This window comes from Brucella sp. TWI559 (assembly GCF_039674265.1).
Taxonomy (GTDB): Bacteria; Pseudomonadota; Alphaproteobacteria; order Rhizobiales; family Rhizobiaceae; genus Brucella; species Brucella chromiisoli.
The window spans coordinates 149,140-167,678 of sequence record NZ_JBDJNE010000004.1 but is presented as its reverse complement, the minus strand read 5'-3'; the positions used below and the strand labels follow the sequence as shown (position 1 = coordinate 167,678).

Below are 18,539 nucleotides of genomic sequence, written 5' to 3'. Positions count from 1 at the left end.
CAGGTGCAGAAAACTTCCGTCAACTTTTGCCCACATTGCCTCGCTACAATTTAGTGTATCGAGACGTCTTGTGACGTCCAGGGTTTGAGTTAGGAACACACCATGACGGACAGCAGTGCTAATTCCCGTAATTACGGCGAGCGTCCGCTGCACGAAGACGATCCGCTAATGGAGCTTTCGCGGATCATGGATTTCGGCGCGCCTGCTGATAACAACATTGCGCGAAACAACGATGCGCGCGAGCCGAACTTTGATTCTGATGATGATGCGCTTTCCTTTGATCTCGAACGCGAGTTGTTGGGGGATTTCGGCGACGTTTCAGAGCCTGAAGAATACGCAATACCATTTTCGCAATCGCCATCTTACGACACGCCTCCCTATAAGAGTGCCGAGCCTCAGCGTGCCGAAGACGATCTCGCATTGGCGCTGGATGAAGAGCTTGATCTTGGTCTCGATGCAAACGAGCAGCTTTCACCTGGCGAATCTTATGAGTTCGTGGAGCCCGTTCGTTCAGACGCCAGCGTGGCTTACGTTTCGCAACATGTGGCGCAGGACGATGTGGATTATCGCCCCGCTGCCGATCAACAGTCCGAAGCACCTTATGGCGATGCATATTTGAACGAACCGGAATTGAATGCAGCGTTTGGCGATAATTGGGAAATCCCGTCAGCCGAACCGTTTGAACGCATTGCTGCTGGCGAGCCTGTTCATCAGTCTTTGTCGCTTGAGGACGAGCTTGAAAATTTGCTTTTCAGTGACGAACCACGTTCTACCTTCGAAAACCAGTCAACCTATGGGAATCAGCCAGAGCAGGCTGCATCTTTTGCGCCGCGCTATGAAGACAGCGTTGCAGAAGCACCGTCTTATGCAGAGCCTGCCCGATATACAGAGGCTGAGCCTGTTTTCGATAACTCTCAGCTTGAAGACCCGCAAGCCTATGAGCCTGTAGAACAGGCAACAAGCTTCGCGCCTGAATCTTATGATGCACCGCAAAGCACATCGCAGGAACCTGTCTATCCGCATTACACCCTGAGCAATTTCGCACCGGGTGGCGCAACGGCAGGCGTGCTTTCAGCCGAACCTGTTCGCGCAGCTCATGCTGGCTATGAAGATGAGCCAATTGAACTGGCTGATGACTTCTCATTCGACGAAGATTTCTCACTGGAAAGCGAACAAGGTTTCACGTCTGTTGCTGCCGAAGCAACTGAGGATGAACTGTCTGGCCTTGATGACATTTCGTTCAATGAAGATGATTTTGGATTTGAAGCTTCCGGTGATGTTTCGTCACCGCCTGTGGTCGAAGACGAGAATATCTTCACTGAAGAAGATTTTTTCATCGAAGACGACCTCGATTTGGCGCCGGAAATTGCCGACGAGCCTGTTTATGCGCATGCGACCTATAATGAACAGGAACAGACGACAGCTCCTTCCTTTACCAATTATGCCGATCCGCGTTCCACTTTTGCCGCACCTGCTCCTGAAATCGAAACTTTGAGCGTGGCTGACAGCAAGGTTGAGCAAACCCATTCGCTTGATTTGCCTGACGTGAATTACGGCGAAGAAGATCCAGCCGCTTCACTGACCGATCTTGAAGCCGAGTTCGCCGAAGTGTTCAGCACAATCGATGTTGATGACACTGCGGCAAAAACAGAAGTCCAAAGCGAAGCTGATCGGGCTTTTGAAGATATTTTCCGTGAAAGCGCTTCGTCCTACCTGCCAAATGCCGGCGTAGCGGCTGGGGCCGCCTTGGGTGCCGGAGCAGCGGCCGCGGCTTACGGCCGTTATTCCGCGCCACAGGACACTGTGTCTGAAACAAGCGCAAGCCAGGATGATTTCTATAATCATTGGGCCGCACAGGGCGCGCAGACAATCAAAAGCGAAGATTTGGGCACGCGTGCATCCATGCAGCCTGAAGATGATCTGGGCCGAGCATCTGAAGCTTATCTCAACCGTCCGGTGCGTGGGCGTCGTGGCCTCATTCTTGCAAGTGTTGCCGGCATTGCCGTGCTCATTGGCGGTATTGGCTATCATTTCATTGGTGGCAGTGGATCGGGTGAGCCTGTTGTGATTCGCGCCGATAACCAGCCGATCAAGGTTCAGCCGGAAAATCCGGGCGGTGCGACGGTGCCTAATCAGGATAAGGCCGTTTATGATCGCGTTGCAGGCACATTGCCGAATAGTCCTGAACAGCAGACTTTGATTTCTTCGGGCGAGGAGCCCGTTGATCTCGGCGCGCAGGATAATGATGTTGGCACGAACGATTCTCCAGAGCCAAATCAAAGCGCTGAGGCGCCTGCCAGTTCCGGTCAGGATGCGCCGCTGATCAAGACGCGTGAAGTTCAGACCATGATCGTTCGTCCAGATGGCACGATTGTCCAGCCACAGGAACAAGAACCCGCACCGAAACAGGCTACAGCAACAAATGATTCGTCGCCGATTGCGCCGCCTGCTGAAACGGATGAGATCGCTGCAATTGCAGCAGGCAGCCAGCCACCGCAATCAACGGTGAACACGCCAGCAGCCCAACCGGCACCGACTGTGCAAACACCAGCTGCCCCAGCAGTACGTGCACCCGTTGTGCCGTCCCGTCCGGCTGCACAACCAACGACGATTGTCGGCAATGTTCCTCAGCGTACACCGGCTGCTGCACCTGCTGCGGCGCAGGTCGCGTCTGCTGCGGGCGGGGGCTATTTCATCCAGATCGCCTCACAACCTTCTGCGGAACTTGCACAGAAGTCTTATGCCAATATGGCGCAGCGTTATGGCAGCGTCATCGGTGGTCGTGCAGTGGACATCAAGCGTGCCGACATTCCGAACAAAGGGACGTATTACCGCGTGCGCGTTCAGGCTGGCTCCAAAGAAGAAGCAAATGCACTGTGCGCCCGTTTCAAGAGTGCGGGCGGTAGCTGCTTTGTGACGCAATAAGTGTTGCAAAACATGATTTTTGAAGAGGGCGGCATTGGCCGCCCTTTTTCATATGCTACCATAGAGTAGTTTTTTGGTCTAAATCTCCCCAGACCCCAAGCGCAAACAGATCGAAGGAATGTTGCATGAAAGAGTGCAAGGCGTGGATCGCCGGTGTAGCGGGAACGAAGCTTACGCCCGACGAGGTGGCCTTTTTCCGCAATGAAAGGCCTTGGGGTTTTATTCTCTTTGCACGCAATGTGGAAAGTCTGGAGCAAGTCGCGGACTTAACTGCGCAATTGCGCGATGTGACAGACCGCCCGCAAACACCGATATTTGTCGATCAGGAAGGTGGCCGCGTCCAGCGCCTTCGACCACCGCTTGTTCCGAATTATCCTGCGGCAGCAGAAATTGGTGCGATTTATGATCGCGATGCCGATGCTGGCCTTCGCGCCGCATGGCTGCATGCGCGCCTTCATGCTTTCGATCTTTTGAAAGTCGGCATCAATGCTGATTGTTTGCCGGTTCTCGATGTTCCGATTGAAGGAGCACATGATGTCATCGGGGCACGGGCCTATTCCAAAAACGCGTATAATGTTGCTGCGATGGGCCGCGCTGCTGCCGAAGGATTGCTGGCTGGCGGTGTCTTGCCGGTCATCAAACATATGCCGGGCCATGGCCGCGCCTTCAGCGATACCCATAAGGAACTGGCGCGCGTGGGGGCGCCGCTTTCCGAATTGGTCGCACATGATTTTGTACCGTTCAAGGCGCTGAATGATCTGCCAATGGCTATGACAGCGCATGTGATCTTCGACTGTATCGATCCAAAGTGGCCATCCACTTTGTCGCCAACGGTGATCAATACGATCATTCGCGATGTCATTCAGTTCGACGGACTGGTCATCAGCGACGACATTTCCATGAAAGCTCTGTCGGGCGATCTGGGCGATATTGCCGAAGGCATTACCAATGCGGGCTGTGACATTGTTCTTTATTGTGCGGGTGTGATGGAAGAGCTGGTGAAAGTTGCAGCGCGCGTGCCGGTGCTTGAAGGCAAATCCCGCAATCGTGCCGACCTCGCAGAGGTTTATGCTGGCGACCCCGATCTTTCGGATGAGGAAGAATTGCGCGAAGAGTTTGGGCAAATGTTCGGCGTGGTCGCTTAAACAATGAAGCTTGGTCGATCAGCTTAAGAACAATAGCAGTCAGGAAAAACGGGTGGCTCAATCGGTAACCAACACAAGTGGCAAAGACGGTACCAACGTGCCGATGGATACACTGTGGCAGGGCGAAACCGACCGCGCTGAGAACGAGCCTTCACTGCTGATTGATGTGCAGGGCTTTGAAGGCCCGCTTGACCTGCTGTTGCATCTTGCGCGCAATCAACGGGTTGATCTGTCACGCATTTCCATCTTGGCGCTTGCTGAACAATATCTGCACTTTGTTGAGCAGGTGCAGGCGCTTCAGCTTGAGCTTGCCGCCGATTATCTCGTAATGGCGGCGTGGCTTGCTTATTTGAAATCCAAGTTGCTGATCCCGAAGCAACACGATGACGATGAAGCGACTGGAGAGGAACTGATTGCGTCGCTGCAATTCCGCCTCAAGCGGCTTGAAGCCATGCGGGATGCTGCCGCAAAGCTCGTAAACCGAAATCGTCTGGGCCGCGATGTGTTCGCCCGTGGCATGCCCGAATTGGTCGTGGTTGATCGCTCCAGCCAGTTTTCGGCTTCATTATATGAATTGTTGACAGCCTATGCCTCGCAACGGCAGCGGCAGGCCGTCTCCCATGTCCAGATTGAAAAGCGTACTGTATGGTCTTTGAAGGAAGCGCGGGGTGCGCTCGTGCGTCTGATGGGGGCAAGTGCAGACTGGGTCGCTCTTGATCATTTTCTGATCCATTATGCGCTGACGCCGCAGGAGAGGGCTTCCGCTCTCGCGAGTTCTTTTGCCGCAAGCCTGGAACTGGTGCGTGAAGGCAAACTGGAAGTACGGCAGAATGCACCTTTTGAGCCAATCTATATGCGCGCAGCACATGGATTGCGCGAACTGGATGAGGACGACAATGTCTGAAGCGGAAATCTCAAGGGATGGTGATGACGATAGTCAACATCCGGCTGATACTACAGCGCTTGCGGAAAATGCCCGTGTGGTGGAAGCCATAATCTTTGCATCAGCAGAGCCTGTTTCCGAACGGGCTCTTGCGGAGCGCCTGCCTGCCAATGCCGATATTCCCGCGATCGTGTTGCATCTTCAGAAAATCTATGAAGGGCGTGGTGTTCATCTGGTTCAGGTGGGGGCAGCATGGGCTTTTCGCACGGCACCCGATCTTCGATTTCTTCTGAGCCGGGAGACTGTGCAGCAGCGCAAGCTTTCGCGTGCGGCAATGGAAGTGCTTGCAATCATTGCCTATCATCAGCCGGTAACACGCGCAGAACTTGAAGATATTCGCGGTGTTGAAACCTCCAAGGGCACGCTTGATGTGCTAATGGAAACAGGCTGGATCAAACTCCGTGGTCGTCGCCGGACGCCGGGACGCCCGGTGACTTATGGCACGACCGACGCCTTTCTCGACCAGTTCGGCTTGCCGGAGATTCGGGATTTGCCGGGTTTGGAAGAATTGCGTGGCGCGGGGCTTTTGTCAGCGCGCATACCATCAGGATTTAGTGTTTCCGTTCCCAATATTGACCCGGATGAACTAACCGATGATGAAGAGCCACTCGAAGATATTGATCTTGAAGGGCTGGGATTGCTTGCGCCGCGTGCAGAGTGAAAAGCGCGTTTCCCGAAAGTGGGAACAGGGCATGCATAAAACAAAGATGAAGGCGGTTTGCTTGATTTGAATAAGATACGGCACACTTTCGAAAGTCGAGATTGAGCAAATAAAATCAATCTAACAGCGCTCACCGCCATACTTCCGTTTGAAAGATTTGTTGAAAGCGCTTAAATCATAGTCAGCAATACAGGAATAAGCCGTGATTTCACGGCAATGAGAGGAATAAAATGGGTAGCTTTTCTATCTGGCACTGGCTGATCGTTCTTGCAGTTGTGCTGCTTCTGTTTGGCCGTGGCAAGATTCCTGAACTGATGGGCGACGTTGCCAAGGGTATCAAGAATTTTAAGCAGGGCATGTCTGAAGAAGACGCTGCTAAGGAAGACGCCAAGACCGATACACGTACAATTGATGCCAAGGCGGAAGAAACCGTCAGCGATGTCAAAAAGACGACAAAGTCCTGATCTGTCGTGAAATTGTGCTGTGATTATTCAAATCGCGGCATATTTTCCATAATAATGTGCGGTTTTCCGCCGAAAGACGGGACGCGCGCGATCAAAGCGCGGAGTAGCAAAATATGTTGGATATCGGTTGGTCTGAACTGCTGATTATCGCGATCGTCATGATCGTGGTGGTTGGGCCAAAAGATTTGCCGAAGATGCTCAGAGCTTTTGGCAAAGCGACGGCGCGTATGCGTTCGACAGCGAATGAATTCAAACATCAATTCAATGAGGCTTTGAAAGAAGCTGAACTGGAGGATGTGAAGACTATCGTTGATGAGGCGCGTAAGCTCAATCCACGTTCCAAACTGACGGAAGTGTTTGACCCGATTCGCAGTGCTGGCGAAGATATTCGCGCTGGCCTTCAGTCCACAACATCCATGTCTCCGCCTGAACCTGCAAAAGTGGCCGAGGTTGCAATGCCGGTCGAAGCCACCGGTGCTACGGTTCCCGTTGATGCGCCTGTTGAGGCGGCTGTGATCAAGCCAAAGGCAACGCGTAAGAAGGCTTCGCCTGCAGTTTTGGCTGATAAGCCAGCTAAGACGAAAGCGACAGCGGCAAAGCCTAAGACTAGCACCAAAGCAGAACCCGTTGCAAAGCCTGCTGCGCCGAAGAAGGTATCTGCGGCCAAGCCTGCAGCAAGCAAGCCCACGAAAAAGACGACTGAAAAGACAGGAACCAAAGCGTGAAACGGGATGAGGCCGAAATTGAACAGAGCGCCGCACCTCTGCTCGAACACCTGATTGAACTGCGTCGTCGCCTGATTTGGGCGATTTTGGCGTTCTTTATTGCTTTTATTTTCTGTTTTGCTTTCGCAAAACATCTCTTCAATCTGCTCGTCGTGCCGTATCAGTGGGCAATTGACTGGGCGGGTATGGATCGTTCAAAGGCTGAACTGATCTACACCGCTCCGCAGGAATTCTTCTTTACGCAGGTCAAGGTTGCCATGTTTGGCGGCGTTGTTCTGGCATTCCCGATTATTGCTGCGCAGATTTACAAATTCGTTGCGCCTGGCCTCTACAAGCATGAGCGTATGGCGTTCCTGCCTTTCCTGATTGCTTCGCCGATTCTGTTCCTCATTGGCGGCGCGCTTGTTTATTTCTTCTTCACTCCGATGGTGATGTGGTTCTTCCTGGCGATGCAGCAGACCGGCGGTAACGGGGAAGTGCAAATTTCGCTTCTGCCGAAAGTGTCTGAATATTTGAGCCTCATCATGACGCTCATTTTTGCTTTTGGTCTCGTGTTCCAGTTGCCTGTTATAACCAGCCTTCTGACACGTGCGGGTTTGCTGACTTCGGAAGGGCTAAAAGACAAACGAAAATACGCAATTGTTATCGCCTTTGTGGTTGCTGCGGTGCTCACACCTCCCGATCCTGCCAGCCAGATCGGTCTTGCCATTCCGACGATCCTTCTCTACGAGATTTCCATCATATTGGCCCGGATGATTGAGAAGCAGCGGAGAGAGGCGAAAGAAGACGCTGAGGACAGCGCTTCCTGATCCGGACATATGCTAAACAGAGGCTGCAACCCGGCAGCCTCTCTTGTTGTTAAATTTCAAGAAACGGCTTTTCCCATGCTCGATATCAAATGGATTCGCGAAAACCCTGAAGCTTTCGATGCAGCGCTTGCAAAGCGCGGAGCAGGGGCAGTCTCGTCCGAACTGATCGCGCTGGATGAAAAGCGTCGTGAGCATGTTGGCAAGGTTCAGGCCGCTCAGGAGCGCCGCAATGCTGCTTCCAAGGAAATCGGCAAGGCTATGGCCGAGAAGGATGCAGCAAGGGCTGATAAGCTCAAGGCCGAGGTGGGTGAGCTGAAGGCGTTCCTCACGGAAGCTGAGGAAACAGAACGTCGTTTGGTGAAAGAACTCAATGACGCGCTCTCAAGCCTTCCAAATGTGCCGGCAGATGATGTGCCACTCGGCAAGGATGAGGCGGATAACGTTGAAATCCGCCGTATTGGCAATCAACGCAATTTCTCGTTCACACCAAAAGAGCATTATGAGTTGGGCGAGGCGCTCGGTTACATGGATTTTGAGCGCGCGGCCAAAATTGCCGGTGCCCGTTTTACCGTTTTGAAAGGTCCACTTGCGCGTCTTGAACGTGCTTTGGGCCAGTTTATGCTTGATCTGCACACCACAGAGCACGGCTATCTGGAAACCATGCCGCCACTGATGGTGCGCGACGAGGCTGTTTATGGCACGGGGCAGTTGCCGAAGTTTTCGGAAGACCTGTTTCGCACGACCGATGGCCGCTGGCTTATTCCAACCGCCGAAGTGCCGCTGACCAATCTGGTTGCGGACGAAATTGTTGATCTCAAGTCGCTGCCACAGCGCTATACAGCCTTAACGCCTTGCTTCCGTTCGGAAGCCGGTTCTGCCGGTCGTGATACGCGCGGTATGTTGCGTCAACACCAGTTTCTTAAAGTGGAAATGGTGTCGATCACCGATGCAGAAAGTTCGGCCGCCGAACATGAACGCATGACAGCTTGTGCGGAAGAAGTGTTAAAACGCCTCGGTCTGCCATTCCGCACCGTGGTTCTGTGCACGGGCGATATGGGCTTTGGTGCGCAGAAGACTTACGACATTGAAGTCTGGATGCCGGGCCAGAATGCCTATCGCGAAATCTCCAGCTGCTCGGTATGCGGCGATTTTCAGGGCCGCCGCATGAATGCACGTTATCGGCCGGAAGGGGAGAAGACCACGCGCTTTGTTCATACGCTTAATGGTTCGGGTGTCGCTGTTGGCCGTGCATTGATTGCTGTTATGGAAAATTATCAGCAGGAAGATGGCAGCGTTCATATTCCTGAAGCATTGCAGCCCTATATGGGCGGCCTCACGCGCATCGAAAAAGCCGCGTGAATTTAAACAGTTAATGACCTGAATGAAGGAGAGACGACGTGCGAATTCTGCTGACGAACGATGATGGTATCCATGCTGAAGGCCTCGCAGTTCTGGAGCGTATCGCACGCCAGCTCTCTGATGATGTCTGGGTTGTGGCACCGGAGACTGACCAGAGCGGTCTCGCACACTCGTTGACGCTTTCGGAGCCGCTTCGCCTGCGCCAGATCGATGACCGCCATTTCGCACTGCGTGGCACGCCCACTGATTGCGTGATCATGGGTGTGCGTCATGTTCTCCCGGAAGCACCGGACCTCATCCTGTCCGGTGTCAATTCGGGTGCCAACATGGCCGACGATGTGACTTATTCGGGCACGGTCGCGGGAGCCATGGAAGGCACGCTTCTTGGCGTTAAATCGATAGCACTCTCGCAGGAGTATGAATACGAAGCCGACCGCCGGATTGTTCCGTGGGAAACAGCAGAGGCCCATGCGCCTGCTCTTATCAAAAAGTTGATTGAGGCCGGCTGGCCGGAGGGCGTGCTGCTCAATATTAACTTCCCGAATTGCGATCCCGACGACGTGAAAGGCACATGCGTGACCGGGCAGGGCAAACTCAGCCATGACGCCCGTCTTGATGAGCGCCGAGACGGTCGTGGCTTTCCTTATTTCTGGCTGCAGTTTCGCCGCGCCAAATCTGAAGTTGCTGTCGACAGCGATATAGCTGCTATTCGCAATGATCATATATCTGTAACACCGCTTCAGCTTGATCTGACAGCGCATAAGGTTCGGGCTGATCTGAGCAAGGCACTTGGGGTTGAAGCATGAATCAGGCTGTGTCTGAACGCCCGCAGCTTTCGGACAGGGAAGGATTTGCATCCTTCGTCATGCGTATGCGAGCGCGGGGAATCAATGATCCCCGCCTCTTTGCAGCCATTGAATTAACGCCGCGACAGAGCTTTATGGGGTCGGCGTGGGGACATATGGCATTCAGCCAGCGGACTGTGCCGCTTGATTGCGGAGAGTATATCGAAGGCATCGATGATCAGGCTCGCGTGATTGCGGCTTTGCAACTCGAGTCGGGCCATCGTGTTTTGGAAATCGGCACCGGCTCCGGTTTTACAGCGGCAGTCATGGCGACGCTTTCGGGCCGTGTCACGACTGTTGAGCGTTATCGAAAATTATGTGACCGCGCCTTGCAGCAATTTGTAACGCTCAAGCGTGAAAATATCATGGTTAAACACGCCGATGGACGCCATGGCATGCCCGGCGGGCCGTTTGATCGCATCGTGATATGGCTTGCCTGCGAAGATATTCCGCGTCATTTCGTTGAGCTTCTGGCAACGCACGGTGTGCTTATCGCACCGACCGGGCCTGGCGACGGCCAGCAGGTTATGACGCGCATCGCAAAGGTTGGAAGCCGCTTTGAGCAGGAAAATATTATGCCTGTGCGCTATCAGCCATTTATTGAAGGCCTTTCCTCGGTTTTATGACGACTGCGAAGCTCTGGCGATTTCGCGTCGGAATGGTTTTTCGCGCTTATGGTATTTAATTGGTGAATATTTTTTCGAAGAAAGAGGCCTTCTTAACCAGCGAGTAACATTAACGCGTTTTAATGAGTCCAAGTGAGTTTTAGAGTATGGGCGAGTTGAACATGCGTTTTCCGATATTGCAGCATACGTCCGAACGTCTTCTGCGGAATGCAGCGATCGTTCTGATTGCCGGTTTTGGTGCAGGGTGCAGCGCCGATACAATGCGCTTCACGGATGGTCTTTATACCGGCTCCACGCCTAACCAGCGCGTCGTGCAACAGTCAGCCAGCGATAATTATGCGCCGGTGGCGGCTGCGCAACCTGTTTCAAGCGGGTCGGTTCAGCGCAACAGTTTGCCGCCGGTTTCTTCTGCACCTGTGGCCGCGGCGACAGCACAGACAAAGAATCAGATTAATCAGGCGCAAAATGTTGCTGCCAATAAGGTAAACAGTGCTGGAACGCAGATGGCGAGTGCCGCGGGCACTGCAATCAACACAAATTCCAAAGTTCTTGGGCAGTTGCCGGCCACAGCAAACGGTGTTCCGCTTCCGGCTGCTAACCATGTCACGACGCCTACGGCGCAAGCTCCGGTCGCAGCAGCGAAGACTGTTGCAGCGGGTGGCTATACGGTCAAGTCAGGCGATTCGCTTTATTCGATTGCGCAAAAGCACAATGTTCCGGTCGAGACGCTCAAGCAGGCGAATGGTCTTACCAATGGTGCAATCCGTGTCGGTCAGTCTCTGACAATTCCATCGGCAGCGGGTGGCACAACACAGGTTGCAGCAGTTGCACCCCAGCCGGTAAAATCAGCTACAGAAGCACCTGTGAAAACAGCTTCGATTGCACCGAATGAAGCATCCAATGTGAAGCCTTATACGCCGCCGCAAGCGAGCAATAAGGTGATCGAAGACGCTGAAAAGGATCAGTCAGCAGCACCATCTTCGACGGGCATCTCTCAGATGCGTTGGCCAGTTCGCGGTCGCGTTCTTGCAAGCTTTGGCCAGCGTGAAGGGACGTCTGTCAATGACGGCATCGACATTATGGTGCCGGAAGGCACTGCCGTTAAGGCCGCCGAAAATGGCGTCGTTATCTATGCGGGCGATGGCTTGAAGGAGTTTGGTCAGACGGTTCTGATTCGCCACGACAATGGTCTGGTGACGGTTTATGGCCACAACAGCCAAATTCTCGTGCAGCGCGGACAGAAGGTTCGCCGCGGTGAAGACATTGCAAAATCCGGCATGAGCGGCAACGCGAAATCGCCAAAGCTGCACTTTGAAGTGCGCAAGAATTCTTCGCCGGTCAATCCATCCAAGTATCTGGAATCCTGATAGGAATTTCATTAAAAAGCAACAAAGGCGGGTTTCAAACCCGCCTTTTTTGGGTGTTTAAATTGCTTGACCCAGGCGGCCAGCGAGATCCTGAATATATTGCCACGCAACACGGCCAGATCGGTTGCCGCGTGTGGTTGACCAGGTCAGTGCTTCTGCATGCATCGCCTGCGGATCGTAATCCAGCTTGTAATGTGCGGCATAACCGTCGACCATCGCCAGATAGTCATCCTGACTGCACTTATGGAAACCGAGCCAGAGACCAAATCGGTCCGACAGCGAAACCTTTTCTTCGATCGCTTCCGATGGATTAACGGCAGTCGAGCGCTCATTATCAATCATATCGCGCGGCATCAGATGGCGGCGATTGGACGTTGCATAGAAAATTACATTGTCCGGGCGGCCTTCAACGCCACCTTCAAGCGCTGCTTTCAACGACTTATAGGACGTGTCGTCGTGATCGAACGACAGATCATCGCAAAACAGAATGAAGCGATAGGGCGCTTCCTTGATGATGTTCATCAGGGCAGGGAGACTGTCGATATCTTCGCGGTGAATTTCAACGAGCTTGAGTGGTGGTTTGCCAACCATTTCCGCATTGACGCTGGCTTGCGCTGCTTTGACGAGCGATGACTTGCCCATCCCGCGTGCGCCCCAAAGCAGAACATTGTTCGCAGGGTAACCTTTGGCAAAGCGGCGGGTATTATCGACAAGCTGATCGCGGACAAGATCAACGCCGCGGATGAGCGCGATATCAACGCGGTTGACGCGCTTGACCGGATCAAGGGTCAGCCGCTCCGGTGCCCAGACGAAGCAGTCGGCGACTTCAAGGTCCGGGACGCCCGGCTGTGGCGGTGCTATGCGTTCCAGAGCAGCGATCAGGCGATCGAGTTTCTGGCTGAGTATATTTTCCGTCGTCATTCCATACCCTCAGATGATGAGGCTCAGGGCTTAACATGCCACAGCATGCAGGAAAAGTGTTAGACCTTGACTGAGTAAAGTCATCGTCGGTTGCAATTGGCGCACTAACCATTGTAATGCCATTAAGAATTTGTCTTCGAGACTTCAGAGGAGTTCCTAATGTTCGTAACCCCGGCTTTTGCACAAGCCTCCGGCGGCGCCGCTGGACCAGATATGCTCATGAGCATTCTGCCATTCGTTTTGATCTTCGTGATCATGTATTTCCTCATCATCCGCCCACAGCGTACGCAGATGAAAAAGCGTCAGGAAATGCTGGCTGCTGTTCGTCGCGGTGATACGGTTGTCACCGGTGGTGGTATCGTCGGAAAGGTCCTGAAGGTTCATGACGACGGCGAACTCGACGTTGAAATCGCTGAAGGCGTTAAGATCCGCGTTCTGCGCAGCGCTCTTTCGGAAGTGCGCGTTAAGGGCGAACCAGTCGCCGACAACAAAAACAAATAATTTTATTAGACTGATGGAGTCCCGGTAAGGTTTCCATAACCGGGGCTCTATCATTATCGTGCATGTCCCGGCAGCTGCCGTGGTGCTTTCACATGGCTGGAGAGCAGTTCGCGAAATGCGCTCTGGCACGATCTATACAAGCCGAAACGGATTTGTTGCCCGATGCTTTATTTTTCACGTTGGAAATCGGCTTTGATCTGGTTGGCAATCATTGCCAGCTTCATCATAGCGTCGCCTAATTTTTTCTCGCGTGAAACACTGGCCAATCTGCCCGGATTTTTGCCAACAAAGCAGGTGGCGCTTGGGCTCGACCTTTCTGGTGGTTCTCGCCTCATTCTTCAGGTGCAGAATCCTGGCAGCGGCGATCTTGATCGCACCAAAAACATTATGCGGCAGCGCCTTGAAGAATTGGGCTACGGGAGCCCGGTCGTTGAGGAAGAGGGCCGCAACCGTATTCGCGTAGAAGTTCCGGGCCTTTATGACGCTCAGCTTCTAAAAGATATTCTCAGTATCCGGGGTAATCTTTCGTTTCGTGCGGTTGATGACAGCATGTCACCCGACGATGCGATCCGCGGAGCCCCCCCAGCCGACAGCAAGATTATTTATTCCTATGATGATCCGCCGGTTGGTTATCTTGTAAAAAATGAGCCTGTTTTTACCGGTGAAGATGTCACCGATGCAAAAGCCACGCTTTCCGAAGATGATAATGAGCCCGTCATCACATTGACGCTTGATGAGAAGGGGCGCCGCAATCTCGCAGCTGCGACCGCTCATGCTATCGGTAAAAGCTTCGCAATCGTTGTCGACAATCAGGTTGTTTCTGCACCTGTTGTCAGCGAGCCGCTTGATACGGATGAATTGCAGATATCAGGCGCATTCGATCTGCAATCTGCCAATAATATGTCGGTGGTTTTGCGCTCCGGTGCGTTGCCTAAGCCTGTAACGGTTCTCGAAGAACGCACAATTGCATCTGCGCTTGGCGATGATTATGCGAGCGCCGCTGTTTCCGCAGCGCTTCTTGCAGCGTTTCTTGTCGGCCTGTTCATGATCCTGTCCTATGGCGTGCTTGGCGTGATCGCCATGGTCGCGCTCGCCGTCAATGTGATTATCCTTGTGGCAATCATGTCCTTGATCGGCGCATCGATTTCACTGGCCAGTGTGGCCGGTATCGTGCTGATCATTGGCATGGCGGTTGATGCCAATATTCTGATTTATGAGCGTGTGCGCGAAGATCGCCGCAAAGGCTATTCAGTCGTTCAGGCAATGGAATCTGGTTTTTATCGCGCGCTTTCAACCATTGTTGACGCCAATCTTACGACTATGATTGCGGCTCTGGTGCTGTTCTTGATGGGGTCTGGACCGGTTCATGGCTTTGCACTCACCGTCACAATCGGTATTCTCACGACGCTGTTTACGACGCTGACCTTTACGCGTCTGCTGATCGCCCAGTGGGTTCGGACCGCAAAGCCGAAAGAAATTCCGAAGCGCCGTTTGAAGCTCGTTCCAACCGTTACGCATATTCCGTTTATGCGTCTTCAGTTCGTGACGCTTGGCATCTCGGTTCTTGCATGCGCAATCGTTGTCGCGCTGTTCGTCAATATCGGCATCAACTACGGTATTGATTTCCGTGGTGGCTCGATGGTGGAGTTGCAGGCGCGCAGCGGGGATGCAAATCTGCCTGATATTGAAGAACGCATGAGCGAGCTTAATATTGACAGTGCACGTGTTCTTCCCGCCAAATCGCCACGCTCGGCTCTTGTGATCATCGGCAGTCAGGAAGTTGGCGACGATGCGGAACAGACAGTTGCAGTCAAACTGCGCGGCGAATTTGAGCCGGATTATTCGTTCCAGCGTGTTGAAGTTGTCGGGCCTACTGTTTCCGAGCAACTCTCCCAAGCAGGTCTTTTGGCGCTGTTTTTGTCGTTGGCTGGTATCTTTGTCTATGTCTGGATCCGATTCCGCTGGCAGCTGGCGCTCGGTGCGGTTCTTTCGACGCTCCATGACGTTATCATTCTTGCGGGTGTGTTCATTGTCTTCCGTATGGAATTCAATCTCTGGAGCGTAGCAGCGGTTCTGACGATTATTGGTTATTCGCTCAACGATACGATCGTGATCTATGACCGCGTGCGTGAAAATTTGAAGCGCTACAGCAGTGCGCCACTGCCTGCGATTATTGACGCTTCCATCAATCAAACCCTCTCGCGAACATTACCGACAGCCTTTGTGACTTTCATTGCGCATGTTCCGCTCTATATGTTCGGTGGTGCTGATATTCGCATGTTCGCATTGGCATTGAGTGTAGGGATTATCGTAGCGACTTATTCTTCGATCTTTATTGCAGCGCCTCTGCTCGTGCAGTTCGGCCTGAAGCCGCGTGCAGCCGATGGTGATGATGCAATGGGCGACGATCTTGCGAAGTCGCTCAATCTGGATAACTAAAATGGTAAAAGGCATAGAAATTCGAGAGGCTCACTTTCCGGGCCGTGCACCCATTGATGCATATGGCAATGGCGGTTTTCGCTTTGCAGAGATGTCTCATATTGGCTCGATCCTGTGCTTGCCGTCAGGCATTCATGGCTGGCAACCACACACGCCGCCGGTCCTGTCGTGTGATGATCTCGGTGCTATTCTCGAACAGGCAAATGACATCGAAATTCTTCTGGTAGGCACCGGAATGGATCTGCGCCGTATTCCCGAGGATGTGCGCGCTTTGCTGCGCGAGCATCGTATTTCGTCTGATCCAATGAGCACGGGCGCTGCTGTGCGCACCTATAATGTGCTGCTTGCGGAAGATCGTGCCGTTGCGGCCGCACTCATTGCGGTAGACTGATTTCCATGAACCAGAATGAAGACCATTGCCTGACGCTTCTGCGCGAAGCCGACCGGGATCGTTATCTTTCAGTGCTTTATGCGCCAGAAGACAAACGTGGCGGGTTGGCAGCGCTTTATGCTTTTAACGCGGAAATTGCCCGCATTCGTGATCTGGTGCATGAGCCACTACCCGGTGAAGTGCGTCTGCAATGGTGGCGTGATCTCATCAATGGTGAAGAACGCGGAAGCGCGGATGCGCATCCGGTTGCAGCAGCCCTGATCGACACGATCAATAAATATGATCTGCCGCGCGTGGCTTTCGATAATTATTGCGAAGCGCGCATTTTCGATCTCTACGATGACCCGATGCCAAGCCGGAATGATCTGGAAGGCTATTGCGGCGAAACCGCTTCGGCACTGATCCAGCTTGCTGGGTTTATTCTTGATCGTGATGCTGCTCAACAGCATACCGAAACGATTGGCCATGCGGGTGTTGCACAGGCGGTGTCAGGGCTCTTGCGTCTAATGCCTGTTCATCGTCGTCGTGGGCAGCTTTATGTGCCTGGGGATATGTTGCAGGCGGTTGGCGTGACGCGTGACGCCTTCCTCGGTAATGAAGATAAATCTGCGCATGAGCGCGTGATCACTGTTATGACGGCGCTTGCACGCGAGCATCTGGCAATTTTTGACAAGGCCAAAAAGAACCTGCCTAAAAGTCTCGGCCCGGCATTTCTGCCGATGGCACTTGTTCCTGATTATCTCAAGTCCGTTGAACGGCTTGGTGGTAAAGCTGCCGATCAGGTCGCCGATCTCTCAGCCATACGCAAACAATGGCTGATGTTTCGCGCTAATTTTTAAAAAGAGGCAGTTTTCTGCGTAAGAAAACTGCCTTATCATTTTGATTTATAATCTCTTTCGAAATTATGCGTCGCTATCAAGCCATTGCTTGAAATCGCTGAGTGCGCGTTGAGACAAGGCGCGCTTTTTCGCAATCGTCTTTTCCTTGCCGCGCAGCCGCGTGCCTTCCGGCTTTGGTACGTCGATTGGTGGAAACAGGCCGAAATTCACATTCATTGGCTGGAATGAGCGTTTGCCGGGTTCATCGTCGTCAGCAACGATGTGGCCTCCCGTAATGTGGCCGAGCAGGGCACCAAAAGCGGTGGTCTGCGGTGGCGCAACAGGCGTCTTGCCGAGCTTTTCAGCAGCGGTAAAACGTCCGGCCAGGAGACCAATAGCCGATGATTCGACATAACCTTCACAGCCGGTAATCTGGCCAGCGAAACGCAGATTTTCGCGAGACTTCAACCGCAGCACATTATCAAGCAGCACTGGCGAGTTAAGGTACGTGTTGCGATGCAGACCACCCAGACGCGCAAACTCGGCATTCTCAAGACCGGGAATCATTTTGAAGATGCCGGTCTGGGTGCCGTACTTAAGCTTCGTCTGAAAGCCGACCATATTATAGAGCGTGCCCAGCGCATTATCCTGGCGCAACTGCACAACCGCATAGGCCTTGACCGTCGGATTATGCGCGTTGGTCAGGCCCATCGGCTTCATCGGGCCGTGACGCAGTGTTTCAGCACCACGCTCGGCCATAACTTCGATTGGCAGGCAGCCATCGAAATAGGGCGTGCCTTCCCATTCCTTGAAATCGGTCGTATCGCCTTCAATGAGGGCTGCAACGAAAGCCTCATACTGCTCCTTATCCATGGGGCAGTTGATATAATCCTTGCCGGTGCCGCCGGGACCGACCTTGTCATAGCGCGACTGGAACCAGCACACATCCATATTGATCGAATCAAAGTGAATGATCGGCGCAATGGCATCGAAGAAGGCGAGCGCATCAGCACCTGTCTGTTCCTGAATGGCTTTCGCAAGTGCCGGTGCCGTCAACGGACCGGTTGCTACAATCGTTGTGCCCCATTCTTCCGGGGGCAGGCCGGTGATTTCTTCGCGCTCTATGCTAATCAGCGGGTGCGCTTCGAGTTTCGCTGTCACTGCCTGCGAAAAGCCCTCGCGATCAACTGCGAGTGCGCCACCAGCCGGAACCTGATGCGCGTCGGCGCACGCCATGATCAGCGAACCGGCAAGACGCATTTCGGCGTGAAGCACGCCGACCGCATTGGTTTCAGCATCATCAGAGCGGAAGGAGTTCGAACAGACGAGTTCTGCAAGCTGCTCCGTCTTATGCGCATCTGTGCCGCGAACCGGCCGCATTTCATGCAGAACCACAGGCACGCCGGCCTGCGCAATTTGCCACGCGGCTTCGGAGCCTGCGAGACCGCCACCAACGACATGTACGGGGGAGAGATTGGTATCTTTTGACATGGCAAATCCCTTACCTTCTTTGCCTGTCGCCTTCAATGGGAGAAGAGCCCAGCAGTTCGGAAAGAGTACCACAAAAACAAATGGCATCCGGCGCGGGAGGAGGTGCGAC

17 protein-coding genes are annotated in these 18,539 nt (G+C 53.4%); 15 read left to right on the top strand and 2 right to left on the bottom strand.

Annotated elements, in window-relative coordinates; all coding sequences use genetic code 11:
- Nucleotides 1-102 precede the first annotated feature (102 nt).
- From ABE530_RS07900 to dipM, 11 genes are all read left to right on the top strand, one after another.
- On the top strand, nt 103-2,925 hold the full coding sequence (locus tag ABE530_RS07900; RefSeq protein ID WP_499694175.1) for an SPOR domain-containing protein: 2,823 nt from the start codon (nt 103-105) through the stop codon (nt 2,923-2,925).
- 125 nt (nt 2,926-3,050) lie between these two features.
- On the top strand, nt 3,051-4,070 hold the full coding sequence (nagZ, locus tag ABE530_RS07895; RefSeq protein ID WP_499694174.1) for a beta-N-acetylhexosaminidase: 1,020 nt from the start codon (nt 3,051-3,053) through the stop codon (nt 4,068-4,070).
- Nucleotides 4,071-4,173: 103 nt separating this feature from the next.
- On the top strand, nt 4,174-4,974 hold the full coding sequence (locus ABE530_RS07890) for a segregation and condensation protein A (protein ID WP_499694240.1): 801 nt from the start codon (nt 4,174-4,176) through the stop codon (nt 4,972-4,974).
- A complete protein-coding gene (gene scpB, locus ABE530_RS07885; protein ID WP_499694173.1) occupies nt 4,967-5,674 on the top strand; it encodes an SMC-Scp complex subunit ScpB in 708 nt (235 codons plus the stop codon). The genes ABE530_RS07890 and scpB overlap by 8 nt, the downstream gene beginning before the upstream one ends.
- 230 nt (nt 5,675-5,904) lie before the next feature.
- Nucleotides 5,905-6,138 (top strand): twin-arginine translocase TatA/TatE family subunit, encoded by a 234-nt coding sequence (locus ABE530_RS07880; RefSeq protein ID WP_265983627.1) that lies wholly within the window; start codon nt 5,905-5,907, stop codon nt 6,136-6,138.
- 113 nt (nt 6,139-6,251) lie between these two features.
- Nucleotides 6,252-6,863, top strand: coding sequence for a Sec-independent protein translocase protein TatB (tatB, locus tag ABE530_RS07875; protein WP_499694172.1), 612 nt, complete (start codon nt 6,252-6,254; stop codon nt 6,861-6,863).
- Entirely contained in the window at nt 6,860-7,672 is an 813-nt protein-coding gene (gene tatC / locus ABE530_RS07870) for a twin-arginine translocase subunit TatC (RefSeq protein WP_499694171.1), read from the top strand. Before tatB ends, tatC begins: the two co-directional genes overlap by 4 nt.
- 75 nt (nt 7,673-7,747) lie before the next feature.
- Complete coding sequence (serS, locus tag ABE530_RS07865; protein WP_499694170.1) at nt 7,748-9,031, top strand: serine--tRNA ligase; 1,284 nt, start codon at nt 7,748-7,750, stop codon at nt 9,029-9,031.
- Nucleotides 9,032-9,069: 38 nt separating this feature from the next.
- Nucleotides 9,070-9,837: a 5'/3'-nucleotidase SurE gene (gene surE, locus ABE530_RS07860; RefSeq protein ID WP_265983634.1), complete on the top strand. Its 768-nt coding sequence runs from the start codon at nt 9,070-9,072 to the stop codon at nt 9,835-9,837.
- The gene (locus ABE530_RS07855; protein WP_499694169.1) at nt 9,834-10,502 is read left to right on the top strand and encodes a protein-L-isoaspartate(D-aspartate) O-methyltransferase; all 669 of its coding nucleotides are present in this window, start codon (nt 9,834-9,836) and stop codon (nt 10,500-10,502) included. The genes surE and ABE530_RS07855 overlap by 4 nt, the downstream gene beginning before the upstream one ends.
- 146 nt (nt 10,503-10,648) lie before the next feature.
- A complete protein-coding gene (gene dipM / locus ABE530_RS07850) occupies nt 10,649-11,869 on the top strand; it encodes a cell division endopeptidase DipM (protein ID WP_499694168.1) in 1,221 nt (406 codons plus the stop codon).
- Nucleotides 11,870-11,926: 57 nt separating this feature from the next.
- Here the strand turns inward: dipM and ABE530_RS07845 are convergent, their stop codons facing one another.
- Nucleotides 11,927-12,790 (bottom strand): ATP-binding protein, encoded by an 864-nt coding sequence (locus ABE530_RS07845; RefSeq protein ID WP_265983638.1) that lies wholly within the window; start codon nt 12,788-12,790, stop codon nt 11,927-11,929.
- A 159-nt stretch (nt 12,791-12,949) separates the two neighbouring features.
- Here ABE530_RS07845 and yajC point away from each other — a divergent pair, with 159 nt between their 5' ends.
- The 4 genes from yajC (at nt 12,950) to ABE530_RS07825 (ending at nt 16,960) form a co-directional block, all read left to right on the top strand.
- Nucleotides 12,950-13,291 (top strand): preprotein translocase subunit YajC, encoded by a 342-nt coding sequence (gene yajC / locus ABE530_RS07840; RefSeq protein ID WP_265983640.1) that lies wholly within the window; start codon nt 12,950-12,952, stop codon nt 13,289-13,291.
- A gap of 162 nt (nt 13,292-13,453) precedes the next feature.
- The gene (secDF, locus tag ABE530_RS07835) at nt 13,454-15,730 is read left to right on the top strand and encodes a protein translocase subunit SecDF (RefSeq protein ID WP_499694167.1); all 2,277 of its coding nucleotides are present in this window, start codon (nt 13,454-13,456) and stop codon (nt 15,728-15,730) included.
- Between the two features lies 1 nt (nt 15,731).
- The gene (locus ABE530_RS07830) at nt 15,732-16,121 is read left to right on the top strand and encodes an Mth938-like domain-containing protein (RefSeq protein ID WP_265983644.1); all 390 of its coding nucleotides are present in this window, start codon (nt 15,732-15,734) and stop codon (nt 16,119-16,121) included.
- Nucleotides 16,122-16,126: 5 nt separating this feature from the next.
- Entirely contained in the window at nt 16,127-16,960 is an 834-nt protein-coding gene (locus ABE530_RS07825) for a phytoene/squalene synthase family protein (protein ID WP_499694166.1), read from the top strand.
- A 63-nt stretch (nt 16,961-17,023) separates the two neighbouring features.
- Here ABE530_RS07825 and trmFO read toward each other — a convergent pair whose 3' ends face one another.
- Entirely contained in the window at nt 17,024-18,430 is a 1,407-nt protein-coding gene (trmFO, locus tag ABE530_RS07820; protein WP_265983648.1) for a methylenetetrahydrofolate--tRNA-(uracil(54)-C(5))-methyltransferase (FADH(2)-oxidizing) TrmFO, read from the bottom strand.
- Nucleotides 18,431-18,539 lie beyond the last annotated feature (109 nt).